The sequence below is a fragment of the Serratia sp. CY55921 genome (assembly GCF_052167655.1).
Classification (GTDB): Bacteria; Pseudomonadota; Gammaproteobacteria; order Enterobacterales; family Enterobacteriaceae; genus Serratia; species Serratia ureilytica.
Window position 1 is genome coordinate 457,455 of record NZ_JBJNMU010000002.1, and the last position, 13,271, is coordinate 470,725.

The following is a 13,271-nucleotide window of genomic DNA, read 5'->3' on the forward strand; positions in this document are numbered from 1 at the left end:
GACGGACCTTAAATTATTACACCTTTAAAAACAATAAATTAGCTAATTGTTGCCTGCAGGTGCAATAAAATGACCGCTGTCGCGCCCATTTTAGATTAAATCGCTTACGCATGAAGGGCATAGCGCACACTAATCAAAAATAGTGCGAGGTTATTCACGAGCAAGTTAACCGGCCGTTACATTACACCCTTACGCAACATCAGAACAACATCATTTTAATAACATTTTATTTACCAGCGCAGGCCGATTTTCCGACGTCAAAAGGGCATATTCATCACGGCCGGATTTTGTTAAAATGCCGCCCTTTCCTCGCCGCCCGGTCATGTTTATTTTCTTTGGGTCGGCCTTTGTTGCATAAAAATTCATCTATATGCATAATCATGACTTCCATTATCAACATTCCACGGTGCAAAATGCGTAATCCCGCAAAACAGGAAGATCTGATCAAGACGTTCAAAGCGTTATTGAAAGAAGAAAAATTCAGTTCTCAAGGCGAGATCGTTTTGGCGCTGCAAGAAGAAGGCTTCGAAAACATTAACCAATCCAAAGTATCGCGCATGCTGACCAAGTTCGGTGCGGTACGTACGCGCAATGCCAAAATGGAAATGGTGTATTGCCTTCCTGCCGAACTCGGCGTGCCGACCACCACCAGCCCGCTGAAGAACCTGGTGCTGGACGTCGACCATAACGACGCCGTCGTGGTGATCCACACCAGTCCGGGCGCCGCACAGCTGATCGCCCGCCTGCTTGACTCCTTGGGCAAATCCCAGGGCATCCTCGGCACTATCGCCGGCGACGACACGATTTTCGTCACGCCGTCCAGCGGCTTTACCGCTCAGAAGCTGCATGAAGCGATCCTGGGCGTGTTCGAGCAAGAGCTGTGAAACCTGGCGCTAACAAAGTGCGGCTACCGCCCGCATTTTGTTAGCGCTTCTTTAACCCTCGCGTTACCTTTTCAGCCTTCAACCGCGTTTAACACTGCTTTTTTATCCCGCAACAACACATTTCCATGACATATCCATGTAACCAGCAGTACCCACTGTGATCTTCCGCACTTTTGGTCAAAAGCACTTACCTTATTGAAATTACATAAATTTAACATCGAAAGATCGTTTTATGAGCGTTTTTTATTCCTTGTAGTTATAAAAAATAAGGTTCATCGGTTTAAAGTTTCACTAGCAACTGTTAGCGAACTATTAATTTTTCACGTTACTAGCTGTATACTCATTTCCGTGAACTGAATCACAGTTCGTTGGAACTGATAAAAGAATACGATGAGGTGAGATGATGAAAATTAAAGCTACCGTTGCAACCCTGAGCGTTCTGTCCATGCTTTCCTTTGGCGCATTCGCAGCACAATCTGTTGACGCAACCCAGGCCGCAAAACTGCAGCCCGCCGGTGTGATCACCGTGAGCGGCGTCGCCGCTGCGCCTTCCGACATTCGTCAGGCGCTGTCCGATAAAGCCGACGCCAAAGGGGCAACCGCTTACCGCGTGATCGAAGCGCGCAACGACGGCAACTTCCACGCGACCGCTGAAATCTACAAATAAGTACCGGCATTACCCGGCAACGGGCAATACATCTCTGGAATCAAACGCTGTCATAACGGCCTTCAAGAATAAAAATCGCTGCCAAGCCCTTCCAGGCTGTTATGACCAAGGATCGCTATCATGAACATGAAAACTACTCTCGCTGCACTCGGTTTGCTGTCTGTCATCTCCTTTGGCGCGTCTGCCGCCCAGTTGGTGACTAACGATCAGACCGCCAATCTGCAATCTATCGGCACCATTACCGTCAGCGGTATCGACGGCGCACCGACCGACATTCGCCAGGCGCTGTCGGAGAAAGCCGATGCTAAAGGCGCGACCGCCTACCGCGTGATCGAAGCGCGTAACGAAGGCAACTACCACGCCACCGCCGAGATTTACAAATAACAACTCTGGGAACGGCTTTGCAGAGCTGATTACCCTCGTCACTGCCACTGCCGAGTTCTGACGCAAACGCCGATTTCCCAGAGACCCTCTCGTCGTCCTATCCGACGAACCCCGTTGCCCTCGCTCGCGAGGGCTTTTTTATGGGCGTAAAAAAGGCCGCGAATGCGGCCCTTAGGTTGGCTTATGCGGCTGAACAATCAGTAGGTCACCTTCGGTTCCTGCTTTTTCGCCAACGCGTCCAACAGGCGATCGTGAATGCCGCCGAAACCGCCGTTGCTCATCACCAGAATGTGGTCGCCCGGCTGTGCGGTTTTCACCACCATCTCCACCAGCGTGTCGAGATCCGCGCTCCAGTGCGCTGGCTGCACGCAGGCATCCGCCACTTCCGCAACCTGCCACGGGATGTGATGCGGCTGGAACAGGAACACTTCATCGGCACGGCCGAGCGAAGGCGCCAGATCGTTTTTGCTGATGCCCATTTTCATGGTGTTGGATCGCGGCTCCAGCACCGCCAGAATGCGCGCCGTGCCGCCTACCTTGCCGCGCAGCGCGGCCAGAGTGGCCAGGATCGCCGTCGGGTGGTGCGCGAAATCGTCGTAGACCGTGACGCCGTTGGCTTCGCCACGCAGCTCCAGGCGGCGACGGGCGTTGATGAAGTCGCCCAAGGCGCGGCAGGCGTCCGCCGGCTGCACGCCAACGTGACGGGTCGCCGCGATGGCCATCAGGCCGTTATGCATGTTGTGCTCGCCCACCAGCGCCCAGTTCACTTCGCCAACCTGCTCGCCGTCGAGGAACACCGCGTAATGACTGGCGTCCGGCGTCAGCTTCTGCGCGCGCCAGGTGCCCTCTTCGCCCACCAGCTCCTGTTCGCTCCAGCAGCCCATCGCCATCACCTGCTTCAGGTGGCTGTCGTTGTCCGGCAGGATGATCTTGCCTTTGCCCGGCACCAGGCGCACCAGGTGGTGGAATTGTTTCTGAATGGCTTTCAGATCGTCGAAAATATCGGCGTGGTCGAACTCCAGGTTGTTCATGATCAGCGTGCGCGGGCTGTAGTGCACGAACTTGGAGCGCTTGTCGAAGAACGCGCAGTCATACTCGTCGGCCTCGATCACGAAGAACGGGCTGCCGCCGAGGCGAGCCGAGACGTCGAAGTTGCCCGGCACGCCGCCGATGACGAAGCCCGGCTGGTAGCCGCAGGCTTCGAGGATCCAGGTCGCCATGCCGGCGGTGGTGGTTTTGCCGTGGGTGCCGGCGACCGCCAGTACCCAGCGATCGCGCAACACGGCGTCGTGCAGCCACTGCGGGCCGGAAACGTAAGGGATACCACGCTCCAGCACCACCTCCACGCACGGGTTGCCGCGCGTCATGGCGTTGCCGATGATCACCAGATCCGGCGCCGGATCCAGCTGGGCCGGATCATAACCCTGAATAAGATCGATCCCCTGGTTCTCCAGCAGCGTGCTCATCGGCGGATAGACGTTGGCGTCCGAACCGGTGACGTCATGCCCCAGTGAGCGCGCCAGCATCGCCAGCCCGCCCATAAAGGTGCCACAGATCCCAAGAATGTGAATGCGCATAGGTTTCTCATGTGAGTGCATCGAATGTCGGCATATTCTAACGCTCAGAATCGTCCAGAAGAAATGGATTTGCCTATGAATGGCGCGCATCTTTGGGCTACACTGCTCGCGAAAACGTTGGCGGTTTGTTAACAGGCCGCTATCCATCCGTAGATTCAGGGATTGTGTCATGAAAACGTTAGGCGAATTTATCGTCGAGAAACAGCACGACTTCTCGCACGCCACCGGCGAGCTGACCGCGTTACTTTCTGCCATTAAACTGGGCGCCAAAATCATTCACCGCGACATCAACAAGGCCGGCCTGGTTGATATTCTGGGGACCAGCGGGGTGTCCAACGTACAGGGCGAAGTTCAGATGAAACTGGACCTGTACGCGAACGAAAAACTGAAAGCGGCGTTGAAAGCGCGTGGTGAAGTTGCGGGTATCGCTTCCGAAGAAGAAGATGAAATCGTGATATTCGACGGCGAGCGAGCTGAAAATGCCAAGTATGTCGTATTGATGGATCCGTTGGACGGTTCGTCCAACATCGATGTCAACGTCTCGGTCGGTACGATTTTCTCTATCTATCGTCGCATCACGCCGGTCGGCACGCCGGTGACCGAAGAAGACTTCCTGCAGCCGGGCAGCGCCCAGGTCGCAGCGGGTTACGTGGTTTACGGTTCGTCCACCATGCTGGTGTACACCACCGGTTACGGCGTCCACGCCTTCACGTACGATCCGTCTCTGGGCGTGTTCTGTCTCTCTCACGAGAAAGTGCGTTTCCCGGCGAGCGGCAACATGTATTCCATCAACGAAGGCAACTACATCAAGTTCCCTCTCGGCGTGAAGAAATACATCAAGTACTGCCAGGAGCAGGATGAAGCGACACAGCGCCCTTACACCTCGCGCTACATCGGTTCTCTGGTGGCGGACTTCCACCGCAACCTGCTGAAAGGCGGCATCTACATCTACCCAAGCACCGCCAGCCACCCGCAAGGCAAGCTGCGCCTGCTGTACGAATGCAACCCGATGGCGTTCCTGGCCGAACAGGCCGGCGGCAAGGCCAGCGACGGCAAAAACCGCATTCTGGACATCACGCCGGTGAAACTGCACCAGCGCGCGCCATTCTTCGTCGGCACCAAGTCGATGGTGGAAGACGCAGAACGCTTCATCGCCGAAAACCCGGACGAGTAACGCGTTCTTTGCCAGGGTTCGGCGCCTTGCCGAACCCTTATTGCCTTACAGCTTGAACGCCGCCATGCTCTGCGCCAGCAGCTGAGCCTGATCTTCCAGCGAGCGCGTCGCCGCCGCAGACTCCTCCACCAGCGCCGCATTCTGTTGCGCCACCTGATCCATCTGCGCCACCGCCAGGTTCACCTGTTCGATACCGCTGCTTTGTTCGCGCGTCGCCGCCGAGATCTCACGCATCAACGCCGTCACCCGGCCCACTTCACCGGTGATGCCGCTCATGGTCTGCGCCGCCGACTCCACCATCTGTTCGCCTTCCTGCACCCGGTTTTGCGACGCTTCGATCAGCCCTTTGATCTCTTTCGCCGACTGGGCGCTGCGCTGCGCCAGGTTGCGCACTTCACCGGCCACCACCGCGAAACCGCGGCCCTGTTCGCCGGCGCGCGCGGCTTCCACCGCCGCGTTCAGCGCCAGGATGTTGGTCTGGAAGGCGATGCCGTCCATCACGCTGATGATATCGGCGATGCGGCGCGAGCTGTCGGTGATCGCCTGCATCTTGCTCATCACCTGGCTGACCACCTCACTGCCCTGGTTGGCGATATCGGACACGCTCAGCGCCAGCTGGTTGGCCTGTTCACAGTTCTCGGCGTTCATTTTCACCGTCGAGGTCAGCTGTTCCATGCTGGCGGCGGTCTCTTCCAGCGACGCGGCCGATTCTTCGGTGCGCTGCGCCAGATGCAGGTTGCCGGCCGCCAGTTCGCGCGAACCGGTGTCGATCTGGCTGCTGGCGTCGCGCACTTTGCTGACCGAACTGGCCAGCGCCTGCTGCATGCGCTGCATCGCCCGCACCAGGCGCCCCATCTCGGTATCGCCCTCGCCGCGGATCTCGTGGGTCAGATCGCCGCCGGCGATGTGTTCCAGCTGCGCGATGGACTCATCCAGCGGACGCAAAATGATCACGCGCAGCGCGAACCAGGCCAGCAACGCCAACAGCACGCTGAGCAGGCCCGCCACCACGATCAGCGAGATCTTGGTGCTGGCGTTGCTTTCCGCCTCATACACCTGCTTCTCGCCGAGCTTCATGGCGAAGCTGCGGAAATCGGTGAGATCCTTTTCAAACGCGATGCTCAAGGCGGAAATGCGCGTCTCCTGGATATGGTAATACTCATCGATCTTGCCGGCCTTGATGGCGGCGGCCATCGGCTTCACGCCCTGCTCCAGATAGGCGCGATAGCTGTTTTGCAGGCGGCTGGAGAGTTCGCGGCCGCGCTCGGTCACGGTGCCGACGCCGACAAAGCGCGCCATTTCCTTGTTCGACTGCTCGAGGTAGCCGTAGATGCGGCCCACGGTGGCGTCAGAGACATCGATCTGACCGATCTCCCGTTGGCGCACCGCCAGCGAGGCGGCGGTTCGGGCGCGCAGCGTCAGGTTGGAACTGTTGGCCAGCGAGCCCAGCTCTTCGCCGAGGATCTGGTTCAAGGTATGGATCGAGCGCGATCCTTCGTTAATCGCGTTGACGCCAATAACGCTGACCATGATCAGCAGCATGGTCATCAGGCTCAGCAGGGCGATCAGCCCAGCCTTCACCGTAATCTTTTTTAGCATGAGTTCTTCCCGGCTTCAGAATAGTGAGATCAGACGTAGTAGGGGTGGCAAAACGCGGAGCCAGCTTTGCTGGCTCATTATTGTTTGTTGAAGTTATCGGCAGGCGGAGGCAAAACTTCATGCCGCGGCGGGATTAATCTGGAAATTATCCCTGCGTCGGCGCGCGGGGTTTTCGACGATGAAAAGGGCAGGAAATCGCAAAAGAGTCCGCTATAATAGCCGCCACTCCATTTCTGGTTTGATGATTAAAGGAAACCGACATGAGCTTGAATCTGGTCCCTGCTGGCAAAGACCTGCCGGAAGACATCTACGTAGTAATCGAAATCCCGGCCAACGCCGATCCAATCAAATACGAAATCGACAAAGAAACCGGCGCGCTGTTCGTTGACCGTTTCATGTCCACCGCGATGTTCTACCCGTGCAACTACGGCTACATCAACCACACCCTCTCTCTGGACGGTGACCCGGTTGACGTGCTGGTTCCAACCCCATACCCGCTGCAGCCGGGCTCCGTGATCCGCTGCCGTCCGGTTGGCGTGCTGAAAATGACCGACGAAGCCGGTGAAGACGCCAAGCTGGTTGCGGTGCCGCACAGCAAGCTGACCAAAGAGTACGATCACGTGAAAGACGTGAACGACCTGCCGGAACTGCTGAAAGCCCAGATCGCTCACTTCTTCGAGCACTACAAAGATCTGGAAAAAGGCAAATGGGTGAAAGTGGAAGGCTGGGCAGACGCTGCCGCGGCTAAAGCGGAAATCATCGCCTCCTTCGAACGCGCTGCCAAGAAGTAATTCCAGCCGCCGTCCGATGAAAAAACACCGCTCATTGAGCGGTGTTTTTTTTCTTACTGTTCTTCGAGACGCTTCAGCCAGTCACCGCTGGTAATTCGCGGGTAACCGTCCACGCTGTGTTTGTACAGGTAGATCCACGCACTCCCATAAGGCGTCTGAATCAGCTCGCGCTTATAGTCCTTGGTGTTGCTTTTCAGTTCGTCCAGCTCTGCCAGAATCGATGAGTTAATACGATACACCTCGCAATGTATCGTGCCCTCTCCAGGGATCGCCGCCGGGTAATGGCCCAGATTGTAAATCTGATAGCCTTCGAGCTCGTGCTCGCCGAGCCATTGGGCGTTGGTCATCCAATGGCTGTTTCCCTGTTTGCGTCGTAAACTGCCGTAGACAATTATTCGCATCGCTAAAACTCAAACTGATAGAGCAAATCTAATGCCTGGTCGAGACCAGACACCGCTTCAAGATACAACTTAGGCATCAGGCGATAACGCAACGTCAGCGTGGCCAGCGAGTCGAAAATGCCCACCCCATATTTTACTTGTAAGCCTGGGAGGACATAGCCGCTCACGACAACCTGGGAATTGTCGCCAACCCCTTGAGTGTCCAGAGCCAAATTACTCACGCCGAATGCCTCGCCGATTTTACCCACAAGTTGACCACTTTGTGCAACCCCCATGCCGATTAACATCGACGTCATGGCGTTGCCGTCGGCGCCTGAGCTGTTCAAGCCCTGGCCGCGCAGCAGATAAGACAAGGCTTCCTGTTGCGATTTGGCCGGATCGGAGAACACTTCCAGCTTCGGCGCATCCGCCAGGCCGGTCACGCGCACGCCGGCGGTCACGTCGTCCTCGGTGGATTCCGGGTTGCGGATCGCTTCGATATTGAGCAGCGGCTGATCCGGCGGGCCGGAGAACATCAGCTGCCCTTTACGCACGATCAAATCCTGACCATAAGCATGGAAGCGACCGGAAGGGATGTCAATCTGGCCATTGAGGCCCAGCCCTTTCTTGTCCTGCACCACTTTCAAATCACCCTTCAGGCGGGCTTTGAGGCCGAAGGCGTCCAGCCGCACGTCATTGCCGACGTGGATCATCAGGTTGCTGTTGATCGGAATCGAGGCGGTCTTCGGTTGAATCGGCTTCAGCTGGTCGTCCAGCATCACTTCGTCGGAAGAGACGCCCACCGCGCTTTCCGGCAGCTCCTGCACCGTGATGCGCGCCCAAGGGATGTCGACCTTGCCGTTGAGCGAGAACAGCTGCGGCGTGGCTTCGAACACCAGATCCGGCGACACGTCGATGCGGATCATCGGCGGCACCGTCACCCGCAGTTTGTCGCCCTTGGCGGCAATGCGCGCACGCCAGGCGTTGATGTCACGCCAGTCGGCATCGCCCGCCAGATTCAGCTGGCCGCGCGTGGTGCTGAGCAGCCCTTCCAGCGTCGAGGTCATGCCATTGAAATTCACCGCCAGCCGCGCGTCGGTCATATCGAACGGCATCCAGTGGCCCTGCACCTTCGCCCGATCCAACGCCAGACGCCCGAACACCAGCGGCTTCTGCGCGCTGCCGCCCAGACGCAGGTTGGCGTTCAGCATGCCCGCCGCGCTTTCGCCCTTCATCAGCGCCGGGTTAATCAGCGCCAACGAAATGTTGGTGATATTGACGTTGCCGCTGATGGTGCGCCGCACCTGCGGATCCGCCACCTGGATATTGCCGTCGAACTGGCCGTTGTTGGTCAGTTTGATCCGCCAGTCGGCCTGCGCGCGGCCGTTGTTCAGACCAGCGTTGAGGGTCAGCGTATCGAAGGCGATCGGCAGCGCGTTGCCCTGCACCTGCTGCACCACCTTGACGCCGTTGCCGGCCAACGTGACCTTCGCCTCCGGCAGCGCGCCGCCCGGTTTCCAGCTGACGTCGGCCCGGCCGGTGAACACGCCGCTCAGGGCGGTCTCCGGGCCGAGGAACGGCTTGATCATCGCCAGATCGAACCGGTTGAGCACCACGCTGGCCTGGCCGCTCTGGCCGGCTTCGATGGTCTTCGGCACGCACAGCTCGGCATTCGGGTTCTGCCAACAGTGCGGCCCGATGCTGATTTTCTGCGCGGTGTTCAGGTAGTCCAGCGCGATGGCGCGCGTCAGGCGCCACTCCCCCACCGGCGTATCGAAGCGGGTATTGTTCAGATTGCCGCGCCAGCGCTGCTGCTGACGATCGAAGCTGCCCTGCAGCGCCAGCTGGCCGGAGACCGGCTTACCGTCGATCTTCAACTGCAGCTGATGCTGCTTCTCGCTGCCTTTGGCGTCCAGGGTCAGCAGGCTGACTTCCAGCGCGTCCTGCTTCAGCTGCTCGACGCGAACCGCCAACTGCCCCTGGATCTGATCCGTGGAGCGCACGTCACCGTCGATCTTCACCCGGTTGATGCGCAGCGCCTGCCACTGCAAACCGGAGGCGGTCAAATCCGCCAGCAGCTGAGGTGCCTGCAGATTGCCGCGCAGCTTCAGCAGCCCTTTGGCGGTGCCGCCCAGGCCCGGCAGCGCGCCGTCCAGACGCGGCGCGTCGATGTTGGCGTCCAGGTTCCAGCTCTTCTCGTCCAGCTGTCCTTTGACGTTCAGCTGGTTGCGCCCCAACGTCAGATCGATGCCGGGGATTTTCCACTGCCCGGCGGCGTTGCCGCTCAGCGTGCCGCGCGCCGTGACCTTGTTCTGCTTCACGTTGCCGTCCAGCTGCAGCACCGGCACCTGCAGCTGCCAGCTGCCGCCGTGCAGGCTGCCGCGCGTGGTGATCTTGCCGTCGAGTTTCGCCGGCCATTCCGGCCACTGCTTGGCGGTATTGATGCCGCTCAGCGTCAATTGCGAGTTCCAGCTGATGGCCTTGCTCCAGTCCACCAGCGCGGTGAGATCGGTATTGCCCTGCAGCGCCGCCAGCCGCAGACGCTCCAGCTTGAACTGCTCGACGTTGCCTTTGCCGTCCAGCGTCAGCACCGCCGGCGGCAGATCCTGACCTTTCAGATTAGCGCGCGTCGACAACGCATAGTCGGTCGCCTTGCCGTTAAAGCGCAGGCGGAAATCGTTAACCTGGTACTGCGCCTCGCCGCTCAGCGGCCATTTCAGCTGTTTGCTCTGCAGCGTCAGCGCCAGCGGCAGGCCGGCTTCGGCCAGCCGGGTTTGCACATCGAGCTGGGCGCCGACCGGGCCGGACAGGTTCAGCGCGACCTTCAGCTCATCACGCAACCCGCCGCCGATGTTCAGCTTCACCTTCTCGCCCTTCAACGGGTCGATGTTCAACGCGCTGTTGGCGGTCAGGGCCACCGGCCAATCGCCGGTCAGGGTCGCCTGCCCCTGCACCGACAGCGTACCCTGCGGCGACTTCACGTCGAAGTTGTCCAGCTGGATATGCTGATCCTGCGTGCTGGCCTGCAGCAACAGACTCGTGATCAGCACGTCGGTATCGCCGGTCAAGCGCAGCTGTTCGCCGCTGATCTCTTTCACGGTGATATCCAGCGGCAGGCGGATGTCCGGCAGATCCGGCAACAGCGGTTTGGCGAACAGTTCCTTCAGCGTTTCGCCAAGCGGCTTCTCTTCCGGCTGCGGCGCCGGTTTCGCCGCGTCGGTAACCTGCTCACCGACCTTTTTCGCCACCTCGACCGCCGGTTGCACCGCTTCCGGCAACGGATTTTGCGGCGTTTTCGGCAAGGCGATCAGCAACGAGCCGATCTTGGTCGGCATCAGCGTCAGCGCGCGCTCTTGCCACTGTGCGCCGGTGCGGAACTCGGCCAGAGAAATGGCGGTGTCGTCGACGGTGACCTTGACGTTGTTCAGCGCCAACAGGCGCAGGGTGATCGGATAAGGCGTACTGAGATTGGTGGTCGGCTCGCTGCTCTCCTCCACCGGCGCGGAGGGCGCCATCTCTTTGGTGTTCACCGCCACGTCCACGTCCTGAGCAGTCAAGGCGTTGACGCACAGCGAGCTGCGTTTAAAGCAGGAGAGATCGAGGGACAGATGGAATTGCCCGGCGTTGACCGTCACGCCCGGCATCTGATACTTCACGCCCTTCAGCGTCAGATCGCGCCAGCCGCCGCTGACGCCGGCGATCTCCAGCCCCGGCACCCAGCGCGCCGCGCCGTTGATGACCATATGCAAACCGGTGGTGGTCCCCACCAGAAAGGCCAGTCCGCCGATCAGCAGCAGCAGAACGACCAGAAATCCGAGACAAATCTTTTTAACCAGGCTCATAGTTCAGGCCCCAAACCGATGTAGAACTGCATCCCGTGAGTGTCCTTGTCTCCCACGGGCGCGGCGATATCCAGCTTCACCGGCCCCACCGGCGACTGCCAGCGCACGCCTACGCCGGCGCCGGTCTTGAAGTTGCTCTGCTTGATATCGTTCACCGCTTCACCGGAATCGACGAACATCGCCCCCCACCATTTGCCGGTCACGTTGTATTGATACTCCAGCGAGCCGGTCAGCATCTTGGAGGCGCCGGTCAGCTTGCCGTCGTCGCCGCGCGGAGAAATGTCTTTGTACTTGTAGCCGCGAATGCTGCGGTCACCGCCGGCGAAGAAGCGCAAATCCGGCGGCACCTTGTCGAAGTCGTTGGTTTCTATCCATCCCACCTGCCCGCGCGCCACGAAACGATGCTTGTCGGCAAGCGTGCGGATCCAGACGTTCTGCGCCTGCATCAGCGCGAAGTCCACGCCCGAGCCCCAGGTGGTGTCGGATACGTCGATGGAGTAGCGCTGGCTGTCGCCCCAGGTCGGCATCAGGCCGCCGCGCGAGCGGGTGCGGTTGAAGCTGACGCCGGGGTACAGCAGCATGGTGGTGTTGCTGACGTTGCCCTGGGTAAAGTTATCCCAGCGCCAGGTCAGGTTGATCGCCCGCTGCCAGCCGCTGGAGAGATCCCAGTTGCGCGAGGCCACCACTTTGGAGGTCACGGATTTGGTGTCGTTAAGGTCGACATTCTTGAGCCCGCCCTGCAGCAGGTAATACTGCTCCAGCGGATTCTTCAGCAGCGGGATCTTATAGGTCAGATCCAGCTGCTGCTCCGGCGCCGACACGCTGGCGCTGGTTTCCAGGCTGTGGCCGCGATCGTTGAGCCAGGGCTTTTTCCAGGTGCCTTTCACCCGCGGGCCGACGTCGGTGGAGTAACCGATACCGGTTTCGATGGTATTGCGCGTACGCGGCGTTACCAGCGCGTCCAACGGCAAAATCTTGTTCTCTTTGGCATCGTTGAAATCAGGGGACACCACCACCGAGTTGAACCAGTTGGTGGCGGACAAACGGCGGTTCAGCTCGGCCAAATCCTCCGAACTGTAGTAATCCCCCTGATGAAAGGGCACCAGATTTTGCAGATAGTCTTCGCGGATTTGCGAACCGGTGAATTTCACCTTGCCGAAGCGGTAACGTTCGCCGCTGTTGAAATCGATATCCCAAAACGCCTTGTGCAGATCTTCTGCCACGCCGAGTTGGCTTTTGGTCATATCGGCGTCGAAGTAACCTTTGCGCAGCGCCAGGCCGGTCAGCGAGCCTTTGAAACTGTCATACTTGCCGTGGTTGAGGATCTCGCCGATGGTCGGCCGATCCTTCTTTACCAGCGCCAGGTAGTCCTCATCGGTCTTCGCGCCGCCTTCCAGCACGATGTTGGCGCCGGCGATGCGCACCGGTTCGCCCGGATTGACCTTGGCATGCAGCACCGGACGCGACATCCCCGGCCGATCGTCCAGCGTAAACTCGATGGTCGGCTGGTAATAGCCGAGCGCGCGCAGCCCCTGGCGCACCGCCTCATCCACCCGTGCGCGGAAGCGACCGTCGGTGCCGACCTCTTCAGGCGTGATCGACGACAGCCGCACCCGGACGTTTTTTTCCAACTCTCCGCTTAACCCCTCCACCTGCAGCCGCACGTTGGCCGCATAGGCTGCAGGTGCCGCAAGCAACACAGATATCAAGCACATGACCGGGTACTTTGGCACGTGTTCTCCTTATTGATTTTACTTTCCTGTTATGGTGTTCGCTCCGGGGCCAGGGCAGACTCCGCGCTATCATGACGGCAGCCCTCTTCAACCTTCTTCCGGACGCCGCCCGCCGCGCTTTGCCGCCGCGCAACAGGCGAATTCTTCACTTTTGGCGCTCAAAATACTGCGTTAAGCTTATACAAAATCCCACTTGCCGCTTATTGTGGGCAAAGACGCGGTGAGATACAACCGAACCGC

At 59.1% G+C, this 13,271-nt stretch carries 10 protein-coding genes; 5 read left to right on the forward strand and 5 right to left on the reverse strand.

Annotation, left to right across the window (positions count from 1 at the left end; translation table 11 throughout):
• Positions 1-413 precede the first annotated feature (413 nt).
• The 3 genes from argR to yhcN (ACJ8M3_RS16000) all read left to right on the forward strand — a co-directional run bounded on the left by argR (position 414) and on the right by yhcN (ACJ8M3_RS16000) (position 1,935).
• Positions 414-884 (forward strand): transcriptional regulator ArgR, encoded by a 471-nt coding sequence (gene argR, locus ACJ8M3_RS15990; RefSeq protein ID WP_016929335.1) that lies wholly within the window; start codon positions 414-416, stop codon positions 882-884.
• A gap of 403 nt (positions 885-1,287) precedes the next feature.
• On the forward strand, positions 1,288-1,551 hold the full coding sequence (gene yhcN, locus ACJ8M3_RS15995) for a peroxide/acid stress response protein YhcN (RefSeq protein ID WP_004933574.1): 264 nt from the start codon (positions 1,288-1,290) through the stop codon (positions 1,549-1,551).
• A 120-nt stretch (positions 1,552-1,671) separates the two neighbouring features.
• Entirely contained in the window at positions 1,672-1,935 is a 264-nt protein-coding gene (gene yhcN, locus ACJ8M3_RS16000; protein WP_025305042.1) for a peroxide/acid stress response protein YhcN, read from the forward strand.
• Positions 1,936-2,132: 197 nt separating this feature from the next.
• On the opposite strand, the gene mpl is transcribed toward yhcN (ACJ8M3_RS16000), so the two are convergent.
• Positions 2,133-3,512, reverse strand: coding sequence for a UDP-N-acetylmuramate:L-alanyl-gamma-D-glutamyl-meso-diaminopimelate ligase (gene mpl / locus ACJ8M3_RS16005; RefSeq protein ID WP_089197611.1), 1,380 nt, complete (start codon positions 3,510-3,512; stop codon positions 2,133-2,135).
• 169 nt (positions 3,513-3,681) lie between these two features.
• Between mpl and fbp the strand changes: the two genes are divergently transcribed.
• The gene (gene fbp, locus ACJ8M3_RS16010) at positions 3,682-4,686 is read left to right on the forward strand and encodes a class 1 fructose-bisphosphatase (protein ID WP_004933587.1); all 1,005 of its coding nucleotides are present in this window, start codon (positions 3,682-3,684) and stop codon (positions 4,684-4,686) included.
• Positions 4,687-4,731: 45 nt separating this feature from the next.
• On the opposite strand, the gene ACJ8M3_RS16015 is transcribed toward fbp, so the two are convergent.
• Positions 4,732-6,285, reverse strand: coding sequence for a methyl-accepting chemotaxis protein (locus ACJ8M3_RS16015; protein ID WP_089197610.1), 1,554 nt, complete (start codon positions 6,283-6,285; stop codon positions 4,732-4,734).
• Between the two features lie 260 nt (positions 6,286-6,545).
• Between ACJ8M3_RS16015 and ppa the strand changes: the two genes are divergently transcribed.
• Entirely contained in the window at positions 6,546-7,076 is a 531-nt protein-coding gene (gene ppa / locus ACJ8M3_RS16020) for an inorganic diphosphatase (RefSeq protein ID WP_004933594.1), read from the forward strand.
• 53 nt (positions 7,077-7,129) lie between these two features.
• Here ppa and ACJ8M3_RS16025 read toward each other — a convergent pair whose 3' ends face one another.
• Genes ACJ8M3_RS16025 through tamA form a run of 3 tightly spaced genes read right to left on the reverse strand, consistent with a single transcriptional unit; the run spans position 7,130 to position 13,013 of the window.
• Positions 7,130-7,477 (reverse strand): gamma-glutamylcyclotransferase family protein, encoded by a 348-nt coding sequence (locus tag ACJ8M3_RS16025; RefSeq protein WP_025159589.1) that lies wholly within the window; start codon positions 7,475-7,477, stop codon positions 7,130-7,132.
• Between the two features lie 2 nt (positions 7,478-7,479).
• Positions 7,480-11,298, reverse strand: a complete 3,819-nt coding sequence (gene tamB, locus ACJ8M3_RS16030) for an autotransporter assembly complex protein TamB (RefSeq protein WP_033641644.1) — start codon at positions 11,296-11,298, stop codon at positions 7,480-7,482.
• Positions 11,295-13,013, reverse strand: coding sequence for an autotransporter assembly complex protein TamA (gene tamA / locus ACJ8M3_RS16035; RefSeq protein ID WP_169539905.1), 1,719 nt, complete (start codon positions 13,011-13,013; stop codon positions 11,295-11,297). The genes tamB and tamA overlap by 4 nt, the downstream gene beginning before the upstream one ends.
• Between the last annotated feature and the right edge of the window lie 258 nt (positions 13,014-13,271).